Source organism: Pseudomonas sp. SA233, assembly GCF_054792385.1.
In genome coordinates this window covers 4,642,917-4,668,580 of record NZ_CP096449.1, presented here as the reverse complement: position 1 = coordinate 4,668,580, position 25,664 = coordinate 4,642,917, and the positions used below count along the sequence as shown (strand labels likewise).

At 62.9% G+C, this 25,664-nt stretch carries 19 protein-coding genes and 2 pseudogenes; 11 read left to right on the top strand and 10 right to left on the bottom strand.

The annotated features are described in order from the left end of the window. Nucleotides 1–224: 224 nt before the first annotated feature. Both M1D87_RS21405 and M1D87_RS21400 read right to left on the bottom strand, forming a co-directional pair. The gene (locus M1D87_RS21405) at nt 225–989 is read right to left on the bottom strand and encodes a methyl-accepting chemotaxis protein (RefSeq protein ID WP_370464237.1); all 765 of its coding nucleotides are present in this window, start codon (nt 987–989) and stop codon (nt 225–227) included. A gap of 141 nt (nt 990–1,130) precedes the next feature. Continuing rightward, nucleotides 1,131–1,955, bottom strand: a pseudogene (locus M1D87_RS21400) (PDC sensor domain-containing protein); the annotation flags it as partial. A gap of 313 nt (nt 1,956–2,268) precedes the next feature. On the opposite strand from M1D87_RS21400, the gene M1D87_RS21395 reads away from it, so the two are divergent. Then, nucleotides 2,269–3,744 (top strand): helicase HerA-like domain-containing protein, encoded by a 1,476-nt coding sequence (locus tag M1D87_RS21395; protein ID WP_123084929.1) that lies wholly within the window; start codon nt 2,269–2,271, stop codon nt 3,742–3,744. Nucleotides 3,745–3,968: 224 nt separating this feature from the next. Here the strand turns inward: M1D87_RS21395 and M1D87_RS21390 are convergent, their stop codons facing one another. Both M1D87_RS21390 and M1D87_RS21385 read right to left on the bottom strand, forming a co-directional pair. Then, nucleotides 3,969–5,441, bottom strand: a complete 1,473-nt coding sequence (locus M1D87_RS21390) for an inorganic phosphate transporter (RefSeq protein WP_013974049.1) — start codon at nt 5,439–5,441, stop codon at nt 3,969–3,971. Nucleotides 5,442–5,752: 311 nt separating this feature from the next. Continuing rightward, entirely contained in the window at nt 5,753–5,953 is a 201-nt protein-coding gene (locus M1D87_RS21385) for a hypothetical protein (protein ID WP_003259583.1), read from the bottom strand. Nucleotides 5,954–6,444: 491 nt separating this feature from the next. Between M1D87_RS21385 and pcaR the strand changes: the two genes are divergently transcribed. From pcaR to pcaC, 9 genes are all read left to right on the top strand, one after another. Beyond that, a complete protein-coding gene (gene pcaR, locus M1D87_RS21380; protein ID WP_013974048.1) occupies nt 6,445–7,335 on the top strand; it encodes a pca regulon transcriptional regulator PcaR in 891 nt (296 codons plus the stop codon). Between the two features lie 328 nt (nt 7,336–7,663). Beyond that, on the top strand, nt 7,664–9,010 hold the full coding sequence (locus M1D87_RS21375; protein ID WP_023660978.1) for a 4-hydroxybenzoate transporter PcaK: 1,347 nt from the start codon (nt 7,664–7,666) through the stop codon (nt 9,008–9,010). Between the two features lie 230 nt (nt 9,011–9,240). Then, complete coding sequence (locus M1D87_RS21370; protein WP_015271654.1) at nt 9,241–10,101, top strand: CoA transferase subunit A; 861 nt, start codon at nt 9,241–9,243, stop codon at nt 10,099–10,101. Beyond that, the gene (locus M1D87_RS21365; protein WP_123084928.1) at nt 10,098–10,877 is read left to right on the top strand and encodes a CoA-transferase subunit beta; all 780 of its coding nucleotides are present in this window, start codon (nt 10,098–10,100) and stop codon (nt 10,875–10,877) included. The genes M1D87_RS21370 and M1D87_RS21365 overlap by 4 nt, the downstream gene beginning before the upstream one ends. Then, nucleotides 10,874–12,079 carry a 3-oxoadipyl-CoA thiolase gene (gene pcaF / locus M1D87_RS21360; RefSeq protein WP_169774743.1) on the top strand — a complete coding sequence of 402 codons (1,206 nt, stop codon included), beginning with the start codon at nt 10,874–10,876 and terminating at the stop codon, nt 12,077–12,079. The genes M1D87_RS21365 and pcaF overlap by 4 nt, the downstream gene beginning before the upstream one ends. A 189-nt stretch (nt 12,080–12,268) precedes the next feature. After that, nucleotides 12,269–13,558 carry an MFS family transporter gene (locus tag M1D87_RS21355; RefSeq protein ID WP_215520805.1) on the top strand — a complete coding sequence of 430 codons (1,290 nt, stop codon included), beginning with the start codon at nt 12,269–12,271 and terminating at the stop codon, nt 13,556–13,558. Between the two features lie 9 nt (nt 13,559–13,567). Next, nucleotides 13,568–14,920: a 3-carboxy-cis,cis-muconate cycloisomerase gene (locus M1D87_RS21350; RefSeq protein WP_123084926.1), complete on the top strand. Its 1,353-nt coding sequence runs from the start codon at nt 13,568–13,570 to the stop codon at nt 14,918–14,920. Between the two features lie 11 nt (nt 14,921–14,931). Next, nucleotides 14,932–15,723 (top strand): 3-oxoadipate enol-lactonase, encoded by a 792-nt coding sequence (gene pcaD, locus M1D87_RS21345; RefSeq protein WP_061551888.1) that lies wholly within the window; start codon nt 14,932–14,934, stop codon nt 15,721–15,723. A 10-nt stretch (nt 15,724–15,733) separates the two neighbouring features. Then, nucleotides 15,734–16,126 carry a 4-carboxymuconolactone decarboxylase gene (gene pcaC / locus M1D87_RS21340; protein ID WP_013974040.1) on the top strand — a complete coding sequence of 131 codons (393 nt, stop codon included), beginning with the start codon at nt 15,734–15,736 and terminating at the stop codon, nt 16,124–16,126. A gap of 127 nt (nt 16,127–16,253) precedes the next feature. On the opposite strand, the gene M1D87_RS21335 is transcribed toward pcaC, so the two are convergent. From M1D87_RS21335 to ttgA, 6 genes and pseudogenes are all read right to left on the bottom strand, one after another. Then, on the bottom strand, nt 16,254–16,766 hold the full coding sequence (locus M1D87_RS21335) for an Mpo1 family 2-hydroxy fatty acid dioxygenase (RefSeq protein WP_013974039.1): 513 nt from the start codon (nt 16,764–16,766) through the stop codon (nt 16,254–16,256). A 226-nt stretch (nt 16,767–16,992) separates the two neighbouring features. Next, a pseudogene (locus M1D87_RS21330) lies at nt 16,993–17,139 on the bottom strand (LysR family transcriptional regulator); the annotation flags it as partial. Between the two features lie 86 nt (nt 17,140–17,225). Then, complete coding sequence (locus M1D87_RS21325) at nt 17,226–18,482, bottom strand: OprD family porin (protein WP_123084925.1); 1,257 nt, start codon at nt 18,480–18,482, stop codon at nt 17,226–17,228. Between the two features lie 362 nt (nt 18,483–18,844). Continuing rightward, entirely contained in the window at nt 18,845–20,302 is a 1,458-nt protein-coding gene (locus tag M1D87_RS21320; RefSeq protein ID WP_123084924.1) for an AdeC/AdeK/OprM family multidrug efflux complex outer membrane factor, read from the bottom strand. Next, the gene (gene ttgB, locus M1D87_RS21315) at nt 20,299–23,451 is read right to left on the bottom strand and encodes a multidrug efflux RND transporter permease subunit TtgB (RefSeq protein WP_421091709.1); all 3,153 of its coding nucleotides are present in this window, start codon (nt 23,449–23,451) and stop codon (nt 20,299–20,301) included. Before ttgB ends, M1D87_RS21320 begins: the two co-directional genes overlap by 4 nt. 3 nt (nt 23,452–23,454) lie before the next feature. After that, on the bottom strand, nt 23,455–24,609 hold the full coding sequence (ttgA, locus tag M1D87_RS21310; RefSeq protein ID WP_013974035.1) for a toluene efflux RND transporter periplasmic adaptor subunit TtgA: 1,155 nt from the start codon (nt 24,607–24,609) through the stop codon (nt 23,455–23,457). A gap of 258 nt (nt 24,610–24,867) precedes the next feature. Between ttgA and ttgR the strand changes: the two genes are divergently transcribed. Further along, nucleotides 24,868–25,500: an efflux transport transcriptional regulator TtgR gene (gene ttgR / locus M1D87_RS21305; protein WP_123084922.1), complete on the top strand. Its 633-nt coding sequence runs from the start codon at nt 24,868–24,870 to the stop codon at nt 25,498–25,500. Nucleotides 25,501–25,664 lie beyond the last annotated feature (164 nt).

Below are 25,664 nucleotides of genomic sequence, written 5' to 3'. Positions count from 1 at the left end.
CATCCGGCGTTAACGGGCCGGCGATGACGCGCCTAAAGGTTGACCTATCAGAAGGATAGTTTGTTCGATCGGGGTTGGGCGGGGTTGGGAAGAGGTAGGCTGCACAAGCGTTGTAAGAGCAGCCTTGTGCTGCGAAGGGGCCAGAGAAGGCAACACAGTTGTATTGCCTGTACTGGCCTCTTCGCAGCACAAGGCTGCTCCTACACAGAGAGGAGTAGCACTTGTCAGATGCGGAAGCTGCCCACCAGGTGCTTCAGGCGGCCGGCTTGCTGCTCCAGGTCGGAGCAGGCGCGCAGGGTGGCCTGGAGGTTTTCCACGCCTTCCTGGTTGAGCATGTTGATCTCGTTGATGTCCATGTTGATCGCCTCGACCACGGCGGTCTGCTCTTCGGTGGCGGTGGCTACCGACTGGTTCATGCCGTCGATCTCGCCGATGCGCACGGTAACGCTGTCCAGCCGCTCACCGGCCTGGTTGGCGATCTGCATGCTGTCCTGGCTGTGGCGCTGGCTCTGGTCCATGGTCTCGACCGATTCGCGCGCGCCGACCTGCAGTTCTTCGATCATGGTCTGCACCTGTTGCGCCGACTCCTGGGTGCGGTGCGCCAGGTTGCGTACTTCATCGGCGACCACGGCAAAACCACGCCCGGCTTCACCGGCACGGGCCGCTTCGATGGCCGCGTTCAGCGCCAGCAGGTTGGTCTGCTGGGAAATGCTGGTGATCACCTCAAGGATCTGACCGATGTTGACGGTCTTGCTGTTCAGCGTCTCGATGTGCGCGCTGGAAGTGACGATCAGGTCGGACAGGCGGTTCATTGCCGCAATGTTGCGTTCCACCACCTGCTGTCCTTCTTCGGCCAGCAACCGCGCCGAACTGGCGTGCTGCGAGGCTTGGGCGGCGTTGCCGGCAATTTCCTGGGCGGCGGCGCCCAGTTCGTTGATGGCGGCGGCCACGCTGTTGGTGCGGTTGGACTGTTCGTCGGAGTTGGTCATCGACGAGTTCGAGGCACTGATGACCCGCAGGGCTACTTCGTTGACCTGCTCGGTGGCCGAGGACACTTCGCGGATCGAGCTGTGAATACGCTCGACGAAACGGTTGAAGGCGCTGCCCAGGATGCCGAATTCGTCGTGGTTGTGGATACGCAGGCGCTTGGTCAGGTCGCCTTCACCTTCGGCGATGTCTTCCATGGCGCGGGTCATGGTGTGCAGCGGCTGCATCAGCACACGGATCAGCAGGCCGAGCAGGCCGATGATGATCACCACCGCCACCAGAGTGGCGATTACCGCCGAGGTGCGGAAGGTGCTCAGCATCGAGAAGGCCTTGTCCTTGTCCACCGACAGGCCGATGTACCAGTTGGCCGACGGCAGGCCGGTGATCGGGGTGAAGGTCAGCAGGCGGGCCTGGCCGTCGCTCTGCACTTCGGTCAGCTCACCGCTCAGTTTCGGCGTGTGCTGCGGGAACAGGTCCGACAGCGACTTCATCACCAGGTCTTTGTCCGGGTGCACCAGGATCTTGCCTTGATCGTTGACCAGGAAGGCATAGCCCATGCCGCCGAAGTTCAGCGAGTTGATGATCTGCACCAGGCCGTCCAGGGCCAGGTCGCCACCGACGACACCGACACTGCCGGACACTTTGTTGATGATGCCGATGACCATCCTGTTGGTGGCCATGTCGATGTATGGCTCGGTCAGGATCGGGCCTGCGGCGTTCATGCCGTCCTTGTACCAGGGGCGGATGCGTGGGTCGTAGCCGTCTGGCATCTTCGTGTCAGGACGCACGCTGAAGCCACCGTCGACCTTGCCCACGTAAACTGTGAGAAAGCTCGAGATCAGTGCATTCTGGCCCATCAGGGTTTCGGCGTTGGTCGGGTCCTGGGCTATGTTCTGTGCCAGGTTTTCCACCAGCTTGATACGGCCTTCGAACAGGTTGCGGATATTGGTCGAAGTGGAAGCGCCCATTTCAGCCAGATAGTTCTCGAGGTCCTCGCGGATCGCATTACGCTGGAGGTAATCGTTGTAGAGCGTGAAAAGGCTGAAGGCGAGTATCACGATCAGTGATGCTGCCAAAAGAATCTTGTGGCTGAAACGAAGGCTTTTGTTCATGGCGTAATCGGTTCCGCTAAGGTTTCATATCAGGCGTTTGCACGCGTGGAGTCGCAAAGCAGTGCAATATCCCGAAAAGTCCCTTTTCGGTTGTTCCTCTCTATTAAGGCGAATATCACCCACAGGTATCGGCCGAATTACGGTAAAGCTTGAGCAGAGGATTTAAGAGATGTCGGAAATTTCGACCATCGTTGTAGGTGCTGGCCCGGATGGCCAGCCGGTTGGGCAAGCCATGAGGTTGGCCAACCGCCATGGCCTGGTAGCGGGCGCTACGGGTACTGGCAAGACCGTCACCTTGCAGCATCTGGCGGAAGCGTTCAGTGACGCGGGGGTTGCGGTGTTCGCCGCCGATGTCAAAGGCGACCTGTGCGGCCTGGGCGCTGCTGGTGCGCCGCAGGGCAAGGTGGCCGAGCGCATCGCCGGCATGCCCTGGCTGGGGCACAGGCCCCAGGCTTACCCGGTGAGCCTGTGGGACATTGCCGGGCAGTCCGGCCACCCGCTGCGTACCACCCTCAGTGAAATGGGGCCGCTGCTGCTGGGCAACCTGCTGGAACTGACCGACAGCCAACAGGCGGCGCTGTATGCGGCGTTCAAGGTAGCCGACCGTGAAGGCTTGCTGCTGCTGGACCTCAAGGACCTCAAGGCGCTGCTCGCGCACCTGAAGGACAACCCGCAACTGCTGGGCGAAGACAGCGCGCTGATGACCACGGCCTCCACTCAGGCGCTTCTGCGCCGGTTGGCGACCCTGGAGCAGCAGGGCGCCGAGGCGTTGTTCGGTGAACCGGGGTTGCAGCTCGAGGACCTCCTGCGGCCAGACCCGGATGGCCGTGGGCGTATCCACCTGCTGGACGCCAGCCGGTTGGTTCACGATGCCCCCAAGGTGTACGCGACCTTCCTGTTGTGGCTGCTGGCCGAGTTGTTCGAACAGTTGCCCGAGCGTGGTGATGCCGACAAGCCGGTGCTGGCGTTGTTCTTCGATGAAGCGCACTTGTTGTTCAACGATACACCCAAGGCATTGCAGGATCGCCTGGAGCAGGTGGTGCGGCTGATTCGTTCCAAGGGCGTGGGTGTGTACTTCGTCACCCAGTCGCCGGGGGACTTGCCAGATGCGGTGCTGGCCCAGTTGGGCTTGCGCATTCAGCATGGCTTGCGGGCGTTTACCGCCAAGGAGCAGAAGTCGCTGCGGGCGGTGGCTGATGGCTTCCGCCCTAACCCGGCGTTCGACACCCTGGCGGTGCTGACCGAACTGGGTATTGGCGAGGCGCTGGTGGGGACACTGGAAGAGAAGGGCACGCCAGCGATGGTGCAACGTGTGCTGATTGCACCGCCGCAGTCGCGTATCGGACCGTTGAGCGCGGCTGAGCGCAGTGTGCTGATTGCCAATTCGCCGCTGGCGGGGCGTTACGACAAGCCGGTGGACCGTGAGTCGGCCTATGAGATGCTGACCCAGCGCAAGGGCGAGCCGGTGGAGCCCGTGCCGCAACCCAAGGCGGATGAAGAAAGCTTTGCCGACAAGGCTGGTGAGTTCTTGCAGAGTGCGGCAGGGCAGGCCATCAAGTCGGCGGTGCGCCAGGCGGCCAACCAGTTGGGGCGGCAGTTGGTGCGTGGGTTGATGGGGTCGTTGCTGGGGGGCAAGAAAAGGTAGGTTGCCTGTACCGGCCCTATCCACAGGCCTGCGCTGTACCTGTAGGAGCGGCCTCGTGTCGCGAAAGGGCTGCGAAGCAGCCCCGGGATTTCAGCGCAGATGCGCAAATTGCCGGGGCTGCTCTGCAGCCCTTTCGCGACACAAGGCCGCTCCTACAAGAGGCGTGTGTGTTTGCGGATACAAAAAAGGCGCCCGAGGGCGCCTTCTTCTTATTGCGGTATCACTCAGCCAATGGCTTTGGACGCCAGCCAGAACAGGCCGGCCGCCAGGCCCATCGACGCAGGCAGGGTCAGTACCCAGGCCAGCAGGATGGTCTTCACGGTGCCGCCTTGCAGCCCGCTCTTGTTGGCGACCATGGTGCCGGCCACACCGGACGACAGCACGTGGGTGGTCGATACCGGCAGGGCGAAGATGTTGGCCATGCCGATGGCGCAAGCCGCGGTGATCTGTGCCGACATGCCCTGGGCATAGGTCATGCCCTGCTTGCCGATCTTCTCGCCAACGGTCAGTACCACGCGCTTCCAGCCGACCATGGTACCCAGGCCCAGGGCCAGGGCGACGGCCACGATCACCCAGAACGGGGCGTACTCGGTAGTGGCGGTCAGGTCTTTGCGCAGTTTTTCCAGATCGGCCTTTTCACGGGCTTCCAGGCCTGGCAGCTTGCCGACCTTCTTCGCCGTGTCGTCCAGGCACAGCAGGTAGCGGCGCACTTCGACACGCTTGTCGGCACTCAGGCTGTGGTAGTCGGTCACGCCCTGCAGCGAGGACTGCAGCGCGGCAATGGTCGGCTCGGTCTGCTGCGGGTTGCAGCTGAACTGCTCCGGCAGGTCGCTGGACTTGGCCTTGCCCAGTGCCAGGAACTCGCCCAGGGTGGCGGCGTTGCGCTGGTAGAACTGGCTCATGTGCAAGGTGGCGTCGCGGGTACGCTCGATCTGATAGGTGGTGCTGTTCAGGTCGAGGACGAATTTGGCCGGGACGATACCGATCAGCACCAGCATGATCAGGCCGATGCCTTTCTGGCCGTCGTTGGAGCCGTGCACGAAGCTCACACCCATGGCCGAAACCACCAGTACCAGGCGGTTCCAGAACGGTGGGTGTTTTTTGTCGTCGAGCTTGCGGCGCTGCTCGGGGGTCTTGTGCATCTTCGACAGCGGACGCCACCACTTGAGGCCGATCAGCACCATAGCGGCAACGGCGAAGCCGGCCATCGGCGAGACCACCAGCGACATGGCGATGTCGATAGCCTTCTGCCAGTTGACACCGTCGCCCAGCGGGATGTCGTTGATCAGGGCGTTGGCCAGGCCGACGCCGAGGATGGAGCCGATCAGCGTGTGCGAGCTGGAGGCGGGGATACCGAAGTACCAGGTGCCCAGGTTCCAGGTGATGGCCGCAGCCAGCAGCGAGAAGACCATGGCCAGGCCGTGTCCGGTGTTCACATTGATCAGCAGCTCTACTGGCAGCAGGTGCACGATGGCATAGGCCACCCCGACACCGCCGAGCAGAACGCCAAGGAAGTTGAACACGCCGGAGAAGAACACGGCGAGGTGCGGCGGCATGGCTTTGGTATAGATGACGGTAGCTACCGCGTTGGCGGTGTCATGAAAGCCATTGATGAACTCGAAGGCGAGCACGAAGGTCAAGGCGAGCAGCAGGCTCACCAACACCCAGGCATCCAGTCCGCTGAATAATTCGATCATGAAGGTTGTCTGGCGGTCTTAGGGGGGCGGGATTATGCCAGAAAACGTTGGCAATCGATGCATTTGCGACAGACCGACGGCAATCTTCCTGGCGCGAGCGTGATGTGCACGGTGCGACGTGCCGGCAGGGAAATATCCGCTAAAGCGCGTAAAAGCTGGCGAAAACCGGCAAAAAGCTGGATAAAAAGCCGCTTCGCTTCTTTTCAAACGGGCGTATGAAATTTGTGTAATTCCATTTCACCATCGGCCGGACAGTAAAGATCGACCGCGCCCGGGCTGGCCGGGCGACGACGCGCTGGCGTGGTCCCGGGTCAGGGAGTGTCGCTGCGCAGTTCCTTTTCCATACGTTCCAGTTCCTGGCTGAAGGCCTGGTCGCGCACGCTGGCGCGCTTGCGCCAAGGTTTGCGTTCCGGATCCGGTTGTGCGGCGTAAGTGGTGACTTCGCCACCATAAACATCCTTGTAACGTTCAGCCTGGCGCTCGAGTTCCGCGCGCAGTTCATCTTTCGTCACAGTAGTACCTGAATTAAGTTTGATGACAGTTGTTAAGCGTTGTGCAGCGTGCACATGCCTTGCTGGCCGCAACGGCTTGATACAGCGGAGGGTTCCATTACCACGGCATCGTCGAGGCCTGCGCAATCGATTATAGCAATCGATATTCGCTGAACATCGTAATTTACCCAACCCTGACATCACAAGACGCAAGTAAGGGAATGCATTCGATGACAGTTTGGGCCTTTCGTACAAGTTTGAAAGGCAATACGGACAAAAGTTCGTTGCAGTGCAGCAGCGGGACCGTCGACCGGGAGGGTAATGAAAAACGGCCTCGCCAAAAGGCGAGGCCGTTGCCTGGGGACTTCTACGGTGGGTACCTGACCAGTCTCTCCAAAGAAGCCACAAGTGGCATGAGAAAGGTATAAGTAAAAGTGTCAGCGGTCAATTGCGATTATCGGCCGTTTGTTCGATAATCGCACGAGTGGGCGTTTTTTTTTTTGAGGTGTGCGATGAGTGACGAAACCTTGGCCAGCGATTCCGTCAATCCAGAGTCGGTCAACCTGGAGCAGGGGCGACCTGCCTCGGCAGCCCTGGCACCGCCGATCGTGGCGTCACCGGCCAAGCGCATCCAGGCCTTTACCGGCGACCCGGACTTCATGACCTCCCTGGCGCGAGGCCTGGCAGTCATCCAGGCCTTTCAGGAACGCAAGCGCCACCTGACCATCGCCCAGATCAGCCACCGCACCGAAATCCCCCGTGCGGCGGTACGGCGTTGCCTGCACACGTTGATCAAGCTGGGTTACGCCACCACCGACGGGCGCACCTATTCGCTGCTGCCCAAAGTGCTGACGCTGGGGCATGCGTACCTGTCGTCGACGCCGTTGGCGATTTCCGCCCAGCCTTACCTGGACCGCATCAGCGACCAGCTGCACGAGGCGGCCAACATGGCCACGCTCGAAGGTGACGACATTCTTTATATAGCCCGTTCGGCCACCGTGGAGCGGCTGATTTCGGTCGACCTGTCGGTGGGCGGGCGCCTACCGGCCTATTGCACATCGATGGGGCGCATCCTGTTGGCGGCCATGGACGACACCAGCCTGCGTGAATACCTGGAGCGTGCCGACCTGAAGGCGCGTACCAGCCGTACCTTGCACGACCCCGAGTCGCTGTTCGCCTGTATCCAGCAGGTGCGTGCCCAGGGCTGGTGCGTGGTAGACCAGGAGCTGGAGCAGGGGCTGCGCTCGATTGCGGTGCCGGTGTATGACGCCTCGGGGCAGGTGCTGGCGGCGTTGAATGTGAGTACCCATGTCGGGCGGGTGACGCGCAGTGAGCTGGAGCAGCGGTTCTTGCCGATCCTGCTCGCAGCCAGCCGGGACCTTTGCCATCAGTTGTTTGGCTGAGCCCCGCAGGGCGCACAGCGCGCCACTTTCAAATTTAGAACAGGCAAAACCCTTTCCTGTGCGATAAACGCACAGTGTCGTTCGCGGTGAATTGCGCCGCCTCCGCCCGCTGATTAATGTCTCTCGCAACGGTCGGCTGTGCCGACCGAACAAGAAAAACATAAGAGGCACTTAACATGAATACTGTCCCCTCGCTGCCGCGGCCGCACCCGCGCGCAGTACCGTTATATCCAGGCTGACGCCGGCCGCATTCCCTCAAATCATCGTCCTCTGTACCGTTTGATCGTGTGCAGTGGGCTGGCTGTGCCCCTCATTCTGGAAAACAATAATGAATCAAGCGCAAACCAACGTCGGCAATAGCCTCGACGTCCAGTCGTTCATCAATCAGCAGCCGCTGTCCCGCTACCAATGGCGGGTGGTGTTGCTGTGCTTCCTGATCGTCTTCCTCGATGGCCTGGACACCGCCGCCATGGGCTTCATCGCCCCGGCCCTTTCGCAGGAGTGGGGGATAGACCGCGCCAGCCTCGGCCCGGTCATGAGTGCTGCATTGATCGGTATGGTTTTCGGTGCCCTCGGCTCCGGCCCGCTGGCGGACCGTTTTGGCCGCAAGGGCGTGCTGGTGGGCGCAGTGCTGGTATTCGGTGGCTTCAGCCTGGCCTCGGCCTACGCCACCAACGTCGATCAGTTGCTGGTGTTGCGCTTCCTGACTGGCCTGGGCCTTGGTGCAGGTATGCCCAACGCCACCACGCTATTGTCTGAATATACCCCCGAGCGCCTCAAGTCGCTGTTGGTGACCAGCATGTTCTGCGGCTTCAACCTGGGCATGGCCGGTGGTGGTTTCATTTCCGCCAAGATGATCCCGGCCTACGGCTGGCACAGCCTGCTGGTGATCGGTGGCGTGCTGCCGTTGCTGCTGGCGCTGGTGCTGATGGTGTGGTTGCCGGAGTCAGCGCGGTTCCTGGTGGTGCGCAACCGGGGGACCGACAAGGTGCGCAAGACCTTGTCGCCCATCGCGCCACAGGTGGTGGCCGAGGCGGGCAGCTTCAGCGTGCCGGAGCAAAAGGCAGTGGCTGCGCGCAACGTGTTTGCGCTGATCTTCTCCGGTACCTACGGCATGGGCACCATGCTGTTGTGGCTGACCTATTTCATGGGCCTTGTGATCGTCTATCTGCTGACCAGCTGGTTGCCAACCTTGATGCGCGACAGCGGCGCGAGCATGGAACAGGCTGCCTTCATCGGCGCACTGTTCCAGTTCGGTGGCGTGCTGAGCGCCGTCGGTGTGGGTTGGGCCATGGACCGCTTCAATCCGCACAAGGTGATCGGCATTTTCTACCTGCTGGCCGGGGTGTTCGCCTACGCCGTGGGGCAGAGCCTGGGCAACATCACCGTATTGGCCACGCTGGTGCTGGTTGCCGGCATGTGCGTGAACGGTGCCCAATCGGCGATGCCTTCGCTGGCGGCGCGCTTCTATCCGACACAGGGCCGCGCCACAGGGGTATCGTGGATGCTGGGTATCGGCCGCTTCGGTGCGATTCTCGGGGCCTGGAGTGGTGCGACGCTGCTGGGGCTGGGCTGGAACTTCGAACAGGTGCTGACGGCATTGCTGGTGCCGGCGGGGCTGGCGACCGTGGGTGTGATCGTGAAAGGGCTGGTGAGCCACGCTGACGCGACCTGAAGCCCGAGGGCCGCTTTGCGGCCCTTCGCAGCACAAGGCTGCTCCTACAAAGGCGACGCCGCCCGCTGTAGGAGCAGCCTTGTGCTGCGAAGAATTCGACACGTTAGTGAATGAGTAGCAGGACAACAAATGGTTCGATAATCGCACAAATAGTCGATTATCGGATTGTAAGCCACCCACCAGTCTCCTTAATCTGAGCTCACCGAAGCACCCTGACCAGGAGTCTCCAAATGGCTGCAATTCTCCCGCTTCACGAAGCCGTGAAGCAGTTCATCCAGGATGGCGATACCGTCGCCCTCGAAGGTTTCACCCACCTGATCCCGACTGCCGCCGGCCACGAGATCATCCGTCAGGGCAAGCGCGACCTGACCCTGGTGCGCATGACTCCGGACCTGATCTACGACCAGCTGATCGGCGCCGGCTGCGCCAGCAAGCTGATCTTCTCCTGGGGTGGTAACCCAGGTGTCGGTTCGCTGCACCGCCTGCGTGATGCCGTCGAGAAGCAGTGGCCACACGCCATCGAAATTGAAGAACACAGCCATGCCGACCTGGCAAACGCCTATGTCGCCGGTGCTTCTGGCCTGCCGTTCGCCGTGCTGCGTGCCTACGCCGGCTCCGACCTGCCGAAGGTCAACCCGCTGATCAAGAGCGTCACCTGCCCGTTCACCGGTGAAGTGCTGGCAGCCGTGCCGTCGGTGCGCCCGGATGTGACCGTGATCCATGCGCAAAAGGCCGACCGCAAAGGCAATGTGCTGCTGTGGGGCATCCTCGGCGTGCAGAAGGAAGCCGCCCTGGCCGCCAAGCGCTGCATCGTCACCGTCGAGGAAATCGTCGACGACCTGCAGGCCCCGATGAACGCCTGTGTGCTGCCGACCTGGGCCCTGAGCGCGGTATGCCTGGTACCTGGCGGTGCGCACCCGTCCTATGCCCATGGCTACTACGAGCGTGACAACCGCTTCTACCAGGCCTGGGACCCGATCGCGCGTAGCCGCGAATCGTTCACCGCCTGGATCGACACCTACATCCGTGGCACTGCCGATTTCAACGAATTCAAGGCCAAGCTGGCCAGCACTGCGGAGGCCGCACAATGAGCTACTCCACTTCCGAAATGATGACCGTCGCTGCAGCCCGTCGCCTGCGCAACGGTGCTGTGTGCTTCGTCGGCATCGGCCTGCCATCCAAGGCTGCCAACCTGGCGCGCCTGACATCGTCGCCAGACGTGGTGCTGATCTACGAATCCGGCCCGATCGGCGCCAAGCCAAGCGTGCTGCCGCTGTCTATCGGCGACGGCGAGCTGGCCGAAACCGCTGACACCGTGGTGCCGACCGGCGAGATCTTCCGCTACTGGCTGCAAGGTGGGCGCATCGACGTCGGCTTCCTCGGCGCTGCCCAGGTCGACCGCTTCGGCAACATCAACACTACCGTCGTCGGTGATTACCACGCCCCGAAAACCCGCCTGCCAGGTGCTGGTGGCGCACCGGAAATCGCTGGTTCCGCCAAGCAGGTACTGATCATCCTCAAGCAGTCGCCGCGTGCCTTTGTCGACAAGCTGGACTTCATCACCTCGGTTGGCCACGGTGAAGGCGGCGACTCGCGCAAACGCCTTGGCCTGCCAGGCGACGGCCCGGTCGGCATTATCACCGACCTGTGCATCATGGAGCCGGAAGCCGGCACCCACGAATTCGTCGTCACTGCGATCCACCCGGGTGTGACCCGCGAGCAGATCATCGCCGCCACTGGCTGGGCGATCCGCTTTGCCGACAATGTGCAGACCACCGCCGAACCGACCGAAGTCGAGCTGTCCGCCCTGCGTGACCTCGAAGCCCGTACCGCCGCGGCCCATGGCCAGGTCGCAGGAGAAGCCTGATGCGCGACGTATTCATCTGTGACGCCATTCGCACCCCGATCGGCCGCTTCGGTGGCGCCCTGGCCGGCGTGCGGGCCGACGACCTGGCCGCCGTGCCACTGAAGGCGCTGATCGAGCGCAACCCGACCGTGCAGTGGGATCAGGTTGACGAAGTGTTCTTCGGCTGCGCCAACCAGGCTGGTGAAGACAACCGCAACGTGGCACGCATGGCGCTGCTGCTGGCCGGCCTGCCGGAGAGCATTCCGGGTGTCACCTTGAACCGCCTGTGCGCGTCGGGCATGGATGCCATCGGCACTGCCTTCCGCGCCATTGCCAGCGGCGAAATGGAGCTGGCGATTGCCGGAGGCGTCGAGTCGATGTCGCGTGCCCCGTTCGTCATGGGCAAGGCCGAAAGCGGCTATTCGCGCAACATGAAGCTCGAAGACACCACCATCGGCTGGCGTTTCATCAACCCGCTGATGAAGAGCCAGTACGGTGTGGATTCCATGCCGGAAACCGCCGACAACGTGGCCGACGATTACCAGGTTTCGCGTGCCGACCAGGACGCCTTCGCCCTGCGCAGCCAGCAGAAGGCTGCTGCGGCCCAGGCCGCCGGCTTCTTCGCCGAAGAGATCGTGCCGGTGCGTATCGCGCACAAGAAGGGCGAGACCATCGTCGAGCGAGACGAACACCTGCGCCCGGAAACCACGCTGGAAGCCTTGACCAAGCTCAAGCCGGTCAACGGCCCGGACAAGACCGTAACCGCCGGCAATGCCTCGGGCGTGAACGACGGTGCCGCGGCGTTGATCCTGGCTTCGGCCGAGGCTGTGAAGAAACACGGCCTGACCCCACGTGCCCGCGTACTGGGCATGGCCAGCGCCGGTGTTGCACCGCGAGTGATGGGCATTGGTCCGGTGCCGGCAGTGCGCAAGCTGACCGAGCGCCTGGGTGTGGCGGTGAATGATTTCGATGTGATCGAGCTCAACGAAGCCTTTGCCAGCCAAGGTCTGGCGGTGCTGCGTGAGCTGGGTGTGGCCGACGATGCACCGCAGGTGAACCCCAACGGCGGTGCCATCGCCCTGGGCCACCCGCTGGGCATGAGCGGTGCGCGGCTGGTGTTGACTGCGCTTCACCAGCTGGAGAAGAGCGGTGGGCGTAAGGGCCTGGCGACCATGTGTGTGGGCGTAGGCCAAGGTTTGGCGCTGGCCATCGAGCGGGTTTGACCTGTACCGGCCTCTTCGCGGGTAAACCCGCTCCCACAGGGGGAACCACGCCTCCCACTGTGGGAGCGGGCTTGCCCGCGAAGAGGCCGGTCCTGCCAGACTCAAGGCCAGATGCCAGCCAGATAGCGGAACGAGTGTGTTACCAGGTGTGTCTAGAATTACCTGCGACCCTCCAGGAGTAAACTCACCATGACCTCAGCCTATTACACCGGCGAAGAACGCAGCAAACGCATCTTCGCTATCGTTGGTGCCTCTTCAGGCAACCTGGTGGAATGGTTCGACTTCTACGTCTATGCCTTTTGCGCGATCTACTTTGCCCCGGCTTTCTTCCCCTCCGACGACCCCACCGTGCAGTTGTTGAACACGGCAGGCGTGTTCGCCGCGGGCTTTCTGATGCGCCCCATCGGTGGCTGGATCTTCGGCCGCCTCGCTGACCGCCATGGTCGCAAGAATTCCCTGATGATCTCGGTGCTGATGATGTGCTTCGGCTCCCTGATGATCGCCTGCCTGCCTACCTATGCCAGCATCGGCACCTGGGCCCCGGCGCTGCTTTTGTTGGCCCGGTTAATCCAGGGCCTGTCGGTAGGCGGCGAGTACGGCACCACTGCCACTTACATGAGTGAAGTAGCCCTGCGCGGCCAGCGCGGTTTCTTCGCCTCGTTCCAGTACGTGACCCTGATCGGCGGCCAGTTGCTGGCGGTGCTGGTGGTGGTGATCCTGCAGCAGCTGCTCACCGAAGAAGAGCTGCGCGCCTGGGGCTGGCGCATTCCGTTCGTGGTCGGTGCCATTGCCGCACTGATCTCGCTGATGCTGCGCCGCTCGCTGCATGAGACCAGCAGCGCCGAAACCCGCCAGGACAAGGACGCCGGCACCATCAAGGGCCTGTTCCGCGACCACGCGGCGGCCTTCATCACCGTGCTCGGCTATACCGCGGGCGGTTCGCTGATCTTCTACACCTTCACCACCTACATGCAGAAGTACCTGGTCAACACCGCTGGCATGACCGCAAAAAACGCCAGCTACGTGATGACCGGCGCGCTGTTCCTGTTCATGGTGCTGCAGCCGTTCTTCGGCATGCTCTCCGACCGCATCGGCCGGCGTAACTCGATGATGCTGTTCGGTGCCCTGGGTACGCTGTTCACCGTGCCGTTGCTGATGGCGCTGAAGACCGTGAGCAGCCCTTTCATGGCCTTCGTGCTGATTTCCCTGGCGTTGTGTATCGTCAGTTTCTACACCTCGATCAGCGGCCTGGTGAAGGCCGAGATGTTCCCGCCGCAGGTGCGCGCACTGGGTGTGGGCCTGGCCTATGCAGTGGCAAACGCGGCGTTCGGCGGTTCGGCCGAGTACGTGGCCCTGGGCCTGAAGACCTTGGGCATGGAAAACACTTTCTACTGGTACGTGACGGCGATGATGGCGATTGCCTTCCTGTTCAGCCTGCGCCTGCCGAAGCAGGCGGCGTACCTGCACCACGATGATTAAGGACGTGGCATGACCAACCAACTGTTCGACGCCTACTTCACCGCACCGGCCATGCGCGAGATCTTCTCCGACCGTGGCCGCCTGCAGGGCATGCTCGATTTCGAGGCGGCGCTGGCGCGTGCCGAGGCGGCTGCCGGGCTGGTCCCGCATAGCGCTGTAGCGGCCATCGAGGCGGCGTGCCACGCCGAGCGCTATGACGTTGGCGCGCTGGCCAATGCCATCGCCACTGCTGGCAACTCGGCGATCCCGCTGGTGAAGGCGTTGGGCAAGGTGATTGCCAGTGGCGTGCCCGAAGCCGAGCGCTATGTGCACCTTGGCGCCACCAGCCAGGACGCGATGGACACTGGCCTGGTCCTGCAGCTGCGTGCTGCCCTCGACCTGATCGAAGCCGATCTAGGCAAGCTCGCCGATACCCTGTCGCGTCAGGCCTTGCAGCACGCCGACACGCCGCTGGTGGGGCGCACCTGGCTGCAGCACGCCACCCCCGTGACCCTGGGCATGAAACTGGCCGGTGTGCTGGGCGCCTTGACCCGTCATCGCCAGCGCTTGCAGGAGCTGCGCCCACGCTTGCTGGTGCTGCAGTTCGGCGGCGCCTCGGGTAGCCTGGCGGCGTTGGGCAGCAAGGCGATGCCGGTGGCCGAAGCCCTGGCCGAGCAGCTCAAGCTGACCCTGCCCGAGCAGCCCTGGCACACCCAGCGCGACCGCCTGGTGGAGTTTGCCTCGGTACTAGGCCTGGTCGCTGGTAGCCTGGGCAAGTTCGGCCGCGATGTCAGCTTGCTGATGCAGACCGAGGCGGGGGAACTGTTCGAGCCTTCCGCGCCGGGCAAGGGTGGGTCTTCGACCATGCCGCACAAGCGCAACCCTGTCGGCGCCGCGGTGCTGATCGGCGCCGCGACCCGCGTGCCGGGGCTGGTCTCTACGCTGTTCGCCGCCATGCCCCAGGAGCATGAGCGCAGCCTCGGCCTGTGGCATGCCGAATGGGAAACCCTACCGGACATCTGCTGCCTGGTCTCTGGTGCGCTGCGCCAAGCCCAGGTGATTGCCGAGGGCATGGAAGTAGATGCCGCGCGCATGCGCCGTAACCTCGACCTGACCCAGGGCCTGGTGCTGGCCGAAGCGGTGAGCATCGTCCTCGCCCAGCGCCTGGGCCGCGACCACGCCCATCACCTGCTGGAGCAGTGCTGCCAGCGCGCTGTGGCCGAACAGCGCCACCTGCGCACCGTGCTGGGTGAAGAGCCGCAGGTCAGTGCCGAACTGTCCGCCGAAGAACTCGATCGCTTGCTCGACCCTGCCAATTACCTGGGCCAGGCCCGCGTCTGGGTGGCGCGCGCCGTGTCCGAACATCAACGTTTCACTGCCTGAAGGAGACCGCTGTGGCGCACTTGCAACTGGCCGATGGCGTTTTGAATTACCAGATCGATGGCCCGGAAAACGCCCCGGTGCTGGTCCTGTCCAACTCGCTGGGCACCGACCTGGGCATGTGGGACACACAGATACCACTGTGGAGCCAGCACTTGCGCGTGCTGCGCTACGACACCCGTGGCCACGGTGGGTCGCTGGTCACTGAAGGCCCCTACAGCATCGAACAGCTGGGCCGTGACGTGCTGGCCCTGCTCGATGGCCTGGATATCGCCAAGGCGCACTTCGTCGGCCTGTCGATGGGCGGCTTGATCGGCCAGTGGTTGGGCATAAACGCCGGCGAGCGCCTGCACAGCCTGACCCTGTGCAACACCGCCGCCAAGATCGCCAACGACGAGGTGTGGAACACCCGTATCGACACCGTGCTCAAGGGCGGCCAGCAGGCCATGGTCGACCTGCGCGATGCCTCCATCGCCCGCTGGTTCACCCCGGGCTTCGCCCAGGCCCAGCCAGCGCAGGCCCAGCGCATCTGCCAGATGCTGGCGCAAACCAGTCCGCAAGGTTATGCCGGCAACTGCGCGGCGGTGCGTGATGCCGATTACCGCGAGCAACTGGGCCGTATCCAGGTGCCGGCGCTGATCGTTGCCGGTACCGAGGACGTGGTGACCACTCCGGAGCACGGCCGCTTCATGCAGGCCGGTATCGCGGGTGCCGAGTACGTCGACTTCCCGGCGGCGCACCTGTCCAACGTCGAGATCGGCGAGGCGTTCAGCCGCCGAGTGCTCGCCTTCCTGCAGGCTCACTGAGGATACCGCCATGGACGAGAAACAACGTTACGACGCCGGCATGCAAGTACGCCGCGCAGTGCTTGGCGATGCCCACGTGGACCGCAGCCTGGAGAAGCTCAACGACTTCAACGGCGAGTTCCAGGAGATGATCACCCGCCACGCCTGGGGTGACATCTGGACTCGCCCTGGCCTGCCGCGCCATACCCGTAGCCTGATCACCATCGCCATGCTGATTGGCATGAACCGCAACGACGAGCTGAAGCTGCACCTGCGCGCGGCGGCCAACAACGGCGTGACCCGCGACGAAATCAAGGAAGTGCTGATGCAGAGCGCGATCTATTGCGGCATTCCGGCGGCCAATGCCACCTTCCACATGGCTGAGTCGGTGTGGGATGAGCTGGGTGTGGAGTCGCGTACCTGACCACTACGCGGTCCCTTGTAGGAGTGGCCTTGCGTCGCGATGGGCCGCGCAGCGGCCCCTAGGCTTCAGCTTCGCAGCCAATATTGCCGGGGCCGCTTCGCAGCCCTATCGCGACACAAGGCCGCTCCTACATAGAGCGCGCCACCACGGGCCCGGCGTTGGCCTCGACGGCGCGTTTCAGGGCCGGGCACAGGCCGAGCATGAATGCCGCTTCTGCCACCACGAACAACGGCCCGATGATCAATCCGCTGACATCGTCTACAAACGCCGGCTTGCGGCCTTCGTAGTAATGGCCGACGAACTGGATGATCCAGCCCACCACGAACGCCCCCAGCCCGGTGCCGAGCCACAGCGCTGTCGTCTGCATCGCCAGCACCTGGCCGACCCACAGGCATAGCCCAAGCAACAACCCCATCACCAGGCCGAAGCGCAGATCCAGGCGCAGGTAGAACCAGACCGAGGCCGCCGCCGCCGGCAGGGCAGGGGACAGCCACATGCCGGCTACCTCCCAGCCAGGGCGCGACAGCAGGATAGTGACCGCCAGCACGATCATCGGGATGCCGACGAAGTGGGTGGCGATGTTGCGTGGGTCGCGGTGGTAGCTGGCGTATTGGCTCAGGTGGTCGACGAGGGTTTTCATTGTTGTGCCTCCCTGGTTGCCTGATCGAGGTGTATTGCCTGTTCCGGCCTCTTCGCGGGTAAACCCGCTCCCACAGGGTCACCACAACTCCTGAGGGCTGCGCTGGACCTGTGGGAGCGGGTTTACCCGCGAAAGGGCCGGTACAGGCGACCGATATAGCTCAGGATAGCCCGCCCCTGCCACCATCATCAGCTCAGCGAATGGCAGCAGCCCGCACTGGTATATCCAGGCGCCGGGCATGTTGCAGCACCACCAGGCCTTCTGGGGTGGGCGGCAGGGCTTTGCTGGCCCGGTCGACCAGTGGGAAGCCGAAGCTGTGCTCCAGGCTCTGAATGGCACGGCTGAAGGCGGGTTGGGTGATGCCCATGGCCTCTTCGCGGGCACGCCCGCTCCCACAGGGACCGCACAGGTTTCAAGGCTGGTGTGGTCCTTGTGGGAGCGGGCGTGCCCGCGAAGAATTCAAAGCAGATTCAGCGGGTAACTCACGATCAACCGGTTCTCATCGAATGAGTTGGTGCTGAAGTCGCGGCGCATGGTGGAGTTGCGCCACTTCACCGACAGGTCCTTGAAGCTGCCCGACTGCACCACATAGGCCAACTCGGTTTCCCGCGCCCATTCCTTGCCATCGTCCACACCGCCTGCGGTCACGTTGTCACCCTTGATGTAGCGGTTCATCAGGGTCAGGCCTGGCACGCCGACGGTGGCGAAGTTGAAGTCATGGCGCACCTGCCAGGAGCGCTCCTTGGCGTTGTCGAAGCTGGAGTTGTAGCTGTCGTTTGCCAGGGTGCCGCCACTGGTGCCGTTCACCCGCATCCAGGCGTCGTCGCCGCTGACTTTCTGCAGGCCGACGTAGAAGGTGTGGCCCTGATAGCGTGCCGAGAGCATGGCCGAGGCGGTGCGGTTGTCCAGTTCGCCAGCGCGTTCGGCGCCGTCTTCCTTGCCGATGAAGTAGCCCAGGTTGGCGCCCAGGGTCCAGTCGCCCAGGGGTTGGCTGTGCACCAGGTTGAGGTACTGCTGGCGGTAGATATCCTTGAGCTGGGCATTCCACAGGCCGATCATGGTGCGCTTGTCGTTGAAGGTGTATTCGCCGCCGCCAAAGTTGAAACGGTCGGAGGTGAACGCTGCCTTGCCGTTCATCGACATGTCTTCCATGCTGGCGTCGTTGCGCGGGCTGTTGCCGCGGAACTGGCCGGCGTACAGGGTCAGGCCGGCGATTTCCTTCGAGGTCAGCTGGCCGCCGCGGAAGGTCTGCGGCAGCGAGCGGCCATCGTCCGAGCGCAGGATCGGCAGTACCGGCATCCACTCGCCCACTTTCAGCTCGGTTTCGGACAGCTTGGCTTTCAGTGCCACGCCCAGGCGGCCGAAGTCATCGGCGGGGCGGCCATCGTCGTGCACCGGCAGCAGGTGGGTATTGGTGGTGCCTTTGCCGCCATCGAGCTTGACCGAATACAGGCCCAGTACGTCCACGCCGAAACCGACGGTGCCCTGGGTAAAGCCGGAGCGGGCGTCGAGGATGAAGCTCTGCGTCCACTCTTCGGCCTTGGCCTGCGGATGGGTCGGGTCGACGAAGTTGCGGTTGATGTAGAAGTTTCGCAGGTTGAGGGTGGCCTTGGCGTCCTCCAGGAAACCACCTTGGTCGGCGGCGAATACGGGGAGTGCGCAGGACATGGCCAACAGGCCGGGAAGCAGCTGGCGTGCGGGTTGCAAAGTGCTCATCTGTCGTGGATCTCTTGTTTTTATGGGCGAGCCGGTACGCTGCAGGATGCGGCCTGCAGGTGCGGGTCTTTTGGGATGAACCGGGGCAACGTTGCGTGGGAGGATGGTGCGGGGTATGGCTGGGGTGAGGCAATTCGCCACAAGCGGAAGCGGGCGATAATCGAACGGAATGTTCTGGTTGGTTAATTGTTCTTCTGCACTGGCCTCTTCGCGGGTAAACCCGCTCCCACAGGTACTGCACAGCCTTCAGCATTTATGCAAAACATTGTGGGAGCGGGTTTACCCGCGAAGAGGCTTGTACAGGCAACCGACAAACAAAAAGCCCACCGTTAAAGGTGGGCTTTTTGCTGTAACAGGGCTGATCAGCTCTTCGGTGCTTCCACCGCTGCCTGCTGGTTGCTGGCCTGCCCGGTCTGCTCGTACCAGCCACCGCCAAGCGCCTTGTACAGGTTGACCTCGCTGGTCAGCTGCGACAAGCGGTCACCGATCAGTGCCTGCTGGGCGCTGAACAGGTTGCGCTGGGCGTCGAGGAAGGTCAGGTTGCTGTCTATACCGATGCGATAGCGGCGCTCAGCCAGGCGGTAGTAGTCCTGGTTCGCCTGCACCAGGTCACGTTGCGCCTGCAGTTGCTCTTCGAAGGTCTTGCGCGCCGCCAGGCCATCGGAGACTTCCTGGAACGCGGTCTGGATGGTCTTTTCGTACTTGGCGACGTTGATGTCCTTCTGGATCTTCGAGTAGTCCAGACTGGCCTTCAGGCTGCCGGCGTTGAAGATCGGCAGGTTGATCTGCGGCTGGAACAGCCAGGTGCCCTGGCCGCCCGAGAACAGGTGGCCCATGTCGGGGCTCAGGCTGCCGGCATTGGCGGTCAGGCTGATGCTCGGGAAGAACGCTGCGCGGGCCGCGCCAATGTTGGCATTGGCGGCCTTGAGCAGGTGCTCGGCTTCCTGGATGTCCGGGCGACGCTGGAGGATGTCCGACGGCAGGCCGGCCGGTACTTCGGCCAGTTGGTCGGCATTGAGCTCCAGCGGCTTGGCCAGGTCGGCGGGAATGCCGGTGCCCAGCAGCACGGTCAGGCTGTTGACGTCCTGGGCGACCAGGCGCTGGTACTGCGAGTACTTGACCCGGGCGCCTTCCACGGCGGTACGCGCCTGGCTGACGTCCAGCGCCGAGGCTACGCCGACTTCGTTGCTGCGACGGGTGAGGTTGTAGCTTTCCTCGTAGGTCTTCAGCGTTTCTTCGGTCAGCTTGAACAGCGCCTGGTCGGCCTGCCAGGTGTAGTAGGCGTTGGCCACGCTGGCCACCAGGCTGATCTGCGTGGAGCGACGCGCCTGCTCGCTGGACAGGTAGGTTTCCAGGGCCTGCTCGGTCAGGCTGCGCACGCGGCCGAACAGGTCCAGCTCATAGGCGCTGACGCCCAGGGTGGCCGAGTACTGGCTGGTGATGCCTGCCTCGCCCGTCTGCGACATGTTCGCCGGTACGCGCTGGCGGCTGCCGCTACCGTTGGCCGAAACCGCAGGGAACAGGTCGGCACGCTGGATGCGGTACTGCGCACGGTAGGCGTCGATGTTCAACGCGGCAACGCGCAGGTCGCGGTTGTTCACCAGCGCGGTCTGGATCAGCTGCTGCAGGGCCGGGTCGTGGAAGAACTGACGCCAGCCCTGTTCGGCGGCGGCAACCTCCGCCGACTGCGTCGGCGAGTAAGCCGGGCCTTGCGGCCACTGCGCAGCCACCGGCGATTCCGGGGTCTGGTAGTCAGGGATCAACGAGCAGCCGCCAAGAATGAAAGCGGTTACTGCCAGGGACAACAAAGACTTGGTCATTGCCCAGCCTCATAACGTGGAGTTTCAGGGGTGACGTCTTTTTCCGGCTCTTTGCTGCCGAACAGTGACGACACTGCGACGAAGAACAGTGGTACCCAGAAGATAGCCAGCACGGTCGCACTGATCATGCCGCCGATCACGCCAGTACCGATGGCGTGCTGGCTGCCGGCGCCGGCGCCGCTGGCGATAGTCAACGGTACCACGCCGAGGATGAACGCCAGCGAGGTCATGATGATCGGGCGCAGACGCATGCGGCACGCCTCGATCGCCGCGTCGTACAGGCTGCGGCCTTGTTCGTGCAGTTCCTTGGCGAACTCGACGATCAGAATGGCGTTTTTCGCCGCCAGGCCGATGGTGGTCAACAGGCCGACCAGGAAGTACACATCGTTGGACAACCCACGCATGCTGGTGGCGATCAGGGCACCGATGATACCCAGCGGTACTACCAGTACCACGGCGATCGGGATCGACCAGCTTTCGTACAGGGCTGCCAGGCACAGGAACACGAACAGTACCGAGAGGGCGAACAGTGCCGGCATCTGCGAACCGGAGAGTTTTTCCTCGTAGGACATGCCGGTCCAGGAGAAGCCGATGCCGCTTGGCAGTTCGCCAGCAATGCGCTCGACCTCGGCCATGGCTTCACCGGTGCTGTAGCCCGGGGCCGGAGCACCGAGGATTTCCATTGCCTCGACGCCGTTGTAACGCGACAGCTTCGGCGAACCGTAGGTCCATTCGCCCTTGGCGAAGGAGGAGAACGGCACCATTTCGCCGGCGCCATTGCGCACGTACCACTTCTGCAGGTCTTCCGGGCTCATCCGCGCGTTCGGCTCGCCCTGGATGTACACCTTCTTGACCCGGCCACGGTCGATGAAGTCGTTGACATAGCTGGCACCCAAGGCAATCGACAGGGTGTTGTTGATGTCGGCGATGGTCACGCCCAGGGCGCTGGCACGCTCGTCATCGATGGTCAGCTGGTACTGCGGCTCGTCGTTCAGGCCGTTCGGGCGCACGGCGCTGAGGATCTTGCTCTGCGCGGCCTTGGCCAGGAACTGGTTGCGCGCTTCCATCAGCTTGGTATGGCCGACACCGCCGCGGTCCTGCAGGAACACGTCGAAGCCGGTGGCGTTACCCAGTTCGAGCACCGCAGGCGGGGCAAAGGCGAACACCATCGCATCGCGGAAGGTGAAGAAGTGCTGCTGGGCGCGCTGGGCAAGGGCGAACACGCTGTTTTCCTTGGAGCGTTCATCCCACGGCTTGAGCATGATGAATGCCATACCCGAGCTCTGGCCACGGCCGGCGAAGTTGAAGCCGTTGACGGTGAACACCGAAGCCACGGTGTCGGCCTCTTCGCTGAGCAGGTACTCACGCATCTGGTCGACCACCACCTGGGTGCGCTCGGCACTGGAGCCGGCCGGGGTCTGTACCTGGGCGAACAATACGCCCTGGTCTTCTTCCGGCAGGAACGCGGTAGGGATGCGGGCGAACAGCCAGATCATGCCGACCACGATCAGCGCGTAGGCCAGCAGGAACGGTACCTTGTTGCGCAGGATGGTGCCCACGCTGCGCTCGTAGCCGGTTACGCTGCGGTCGAAGTTGCGGTTGAACCAGCCAAAGAAGCCACGCTTGGCCACATGGTGCTCGCCCTTCTTCAGCGGCTTGAGCATGGTGGCGCACAGGGCCGGGGTGAAGATGAGCGCCACCAGCACCGACAGGCCCATGGCCGAGACGATGGTGATGGAGAACTGCCGATAGATCACACCCGTGGAGCCGCCGAAGAACGCCATGGGCAGCAGTACTGCCGACAGCACCAGGGCGATACCCACCAGGGCACCCTGGATCTGCTCCATCGAGCGCTTGGTCGCTTCCTTGGGCGGCAAGCCTTCCTCGGACATCACCCGCTCGACGTTCTCCACCACGACGATGGCGTCGTCCACCAGCAAACCGATGGCCAGGACCATGGCGAACATGGTCAGGGTGTTGATGCTGAAGCCGGCAGCGGCAAGGATGCCGAAGGTACCCAGCAACACAACCGGTACGGTCATGGTGGTGATGATGGTGGCGCGGAAGTTCTGCAGGAACAGGTACATCACCAGGAACACCAGGACCACGGCTTCGATCAGGGTGTGGATAACGCCACTGATCGATTCGGTGACCACCGGGGTGGTGTCATACGGGAATACCGCTTTCACCCCAGGCGGGAAGAACGGTTCCAGGTCAGCGATGGTCTGGCGCAGGGCCTTGGCGGTGTCCAGGGCGTTGGCACCGGTAGCCAGTTTAACTGCCAGGCCGGAGGCCGGCTTGCCGTTGAACTGGGCGCTGACGGCATAGTTTTCACCACCGAGGCCAACCTGGGCGACATCACCCAGACGCACCTGCGAACCGTCGCTGTTGACCTTGAGCAGGATCTTTTCGAACTGCTCGGCAGTTTGCAGGCGGGTCTTGCCGATGATGGTGGCGTTCAGCTGGGTACCCGGCATGGCCGGCAGGCCGCCGAGCTGGCCGGAGGATACCTGCACGTTTTGCGCGGCCACGGCGGTCTTGACGTCGACCGGGGTCAGCTGGAACTTGTTCAGCTTGGCCGGATCGAGCCAGATACGCATGGCGTACTGCGCACCGAACACCTGGAAGTCACCCACACCCGCGGTACGCGAGATCGGGTCCTGCATGTTGGAGACGATGTAGTTGGCCAGGTCGTCCTTGGTCATGCTGCCGTCTTCGGACACCAGGCCGATCACCAGCAGGAAGTTCTTCACTGCCTTGGTGACGCGGATACCTTGCTGCTGCACTTCCTGCGGCAGCAGCGGGGTGGCCAGGTTCAGCTTGTTCTGCACCTGCACCTGCGCGGTGTCTGGGTTGGTGTCCTGCTCGAAGGTGGCGGTAATGGTCATGCTGCCGTCGGAGTTACTTTCCGACGACACATAACGCAGGTTGTCGATACCGTTGAGCTGCTGCTCGATCACCTGTACCACGGTGTCCTGCACGGTTTGCGCCGAGGCGCCCGGGTAGGTCACGGCGATGGCGATGGCCGGCGGCGCGATGCTGGGGTACTGGTTGATCGGCAGCTTCAGGATCGACAAGGCGCCGACCAGCATGATCACCAAGGCGATCACCCAGGCGAAGATCGGGCGATCGATAAAGAACTTCGACATGGTTTACTCCGCTTTGGCGTCTGCTTTCGCCGCGTTGGCCTGAACAGGGCTGGCCGGCTTCTTGACGTTGGTGGCTTCGCTGACCTTGACCTCGACGCCCGGGCGCACGTACTGCAGCCCTTCGGTGATCAGGCGGTCACCCGGGTTCAGGCCTTCCTCGATCAGCCAGTCGCTGCCCAAGGTACGGTTGGCCTTGAGCTGGCGCAGTTCGACCTTGTTCTCCTGGTTGACCACCAGCGCGGTCGGCGCGCCTTTCAGGTCGCGGGTCACGCCCTGTTGCGGGGCCAGGATGGCGTTGGCGTTGACCCCGGCCTTGAGCCGCGCATGCACGAACATGCCTGGCAGCAGGGTGTGATCGGGGTTGGGGAAGAGGGCGCGCAGGGTGACCGAGCCGGTGGTCTCGTCGACCGCGACTTCGGAGAACTCCAGGCGGCCTTCCTGCTTGAACAGGCTGCCGTCTTCCAGCACCAGCTGCACCGAGGCGGCGTTGTCGCCGGCTTTCTGCAGCTGGCCGCTTTCCAGGTCACGGCGCAGCTTGAGGAGTTCGGCGGTGGACTGGGTGACGTCGACGTAGATCGGGTCGAGTTGCTGGATGGTGGCCATGGCGTTGGCCTGGCCATTGCTCACCAGTGCACCTTCGGTGAACGAAGAACGGCCGATACGGCCGCTGATCGGTGCCAGGACCTTGGTGTAGCGCAGGTCGATCTGCGCGCTTTTGAGCGAAGCCTCGGCCTGCAATCGTTTGGCATTGGCGTCGTCGTATTCCTGCTTGGAGACAGCCTGTTCGTCGATCAGCTGCTTGTAGCGCTCGGCCAGCGAGCGGGTGGCCTGCAGGTTGGCCTGGGCATTGGCCAGGTTGGCTTCGTACACGGCAGGGTCGATCTGGTACAGCTGCTGGCCTTCCTTGACCTCACTGCCTTCCTTGAACAGGCGCTTGAGGATGATGCCGTTGACCTGCGGGCGCACTTCGGCGACGCGGTAGGCAGTGGTACGCCCCGGCAATTCCGAGGTCAGGGTGAAGGCTTGGGGCTGGATGGTCACGACGCCGACCTGAGGAGCCTGCGCCGCTGGCGCTGCTTCTTCTTTCTTACAGCCACTGAGCAGGGTTGCCAGGGCGACGGCGGAAACCAGAGCGGTAACGGCTGGCTTGAATTGCATGAGGATCCTCGGGTCGCTGGAGCTGGGAGACGCTCAAGAGTAATGGAAGAGTCTTGATCTGGAAAAATTGCTATCCGGTGGATAAATAGCTTGCTAAGGAATATACTTACATTCATGGTTGTTTGTAAATACCGCTGGGTTGTACTCGGGTACTGCCACAGCTCTTGATTAGCTCCCCCGCGAGGCACCCTGCAGAGGTGCCCCCGGAGTGTTCCCCGCACGCGCCGCGCGTTCGGGGCAGATGAGGTTTGTACTGCCATGGTCCGTCGAACCAAAGAAGAAGCCCAGGAAACCCGCGCCCAGATCATCGAGGCGGCGGAAAAGGCCTTCTACAAGCGCGGGGTTGCGCGAACCACCCTGGCCGACATCGCCGAACTGGCGGGTGTGACGCGAGGAGCGATCTACTGGCACTTCAACAACAAGGCCGAGTTGGTGCAGGCGTTGCTCGACAGCCTGCATGAAACCCATGACCACTTGGCGCGGGCGAGCGAAAGCGAGGACGAAGTGGACCCGCTTGGCTGCATGCGCAAGCTGTTGCTGCAAGTGTTCAACGAGCTGGTGCTCGATGCCCGAACCAGGCGTATCAACGAAATCCTGCATCACAAGTGCGAGTTCACCGATGACATGTGTGAAATTCGCCAGCAGCGCCAGGCTGCTGTGCTGGATTGCCACAAGGGCATCACCCTGGCGTTGGCCAATGCCGTGCGCCGGGGCCAGTTGCCAGGCGAGCTTGATGTCGAGCGCGCGGCGGTGGCCATGTTTGCCTATGTCGATGGCCTGATCGGGCGCTGGTTGTTGCTGCCTGACAGTGTCGATTTGGTGAAGGATGTCGAAAAATGGGTCGACACCGGGCTGGATATGCTGCGCTTGAGCCCGGCTCTGCGCAAATGACACTTTGTTAAGGATTGTGAGGGAGTGTTACCCCTTTGTGTTAAGGGGGGATTAATGCTTTCGGAATGCTCAGCTGTGCAGGTTCTGCCGGCGCGCCGAGATCTCTGTGGGAGCGGGTTTATCCGCGAACACCGGCGAAGCCGGTGCCATTCACCGCGCTGCCT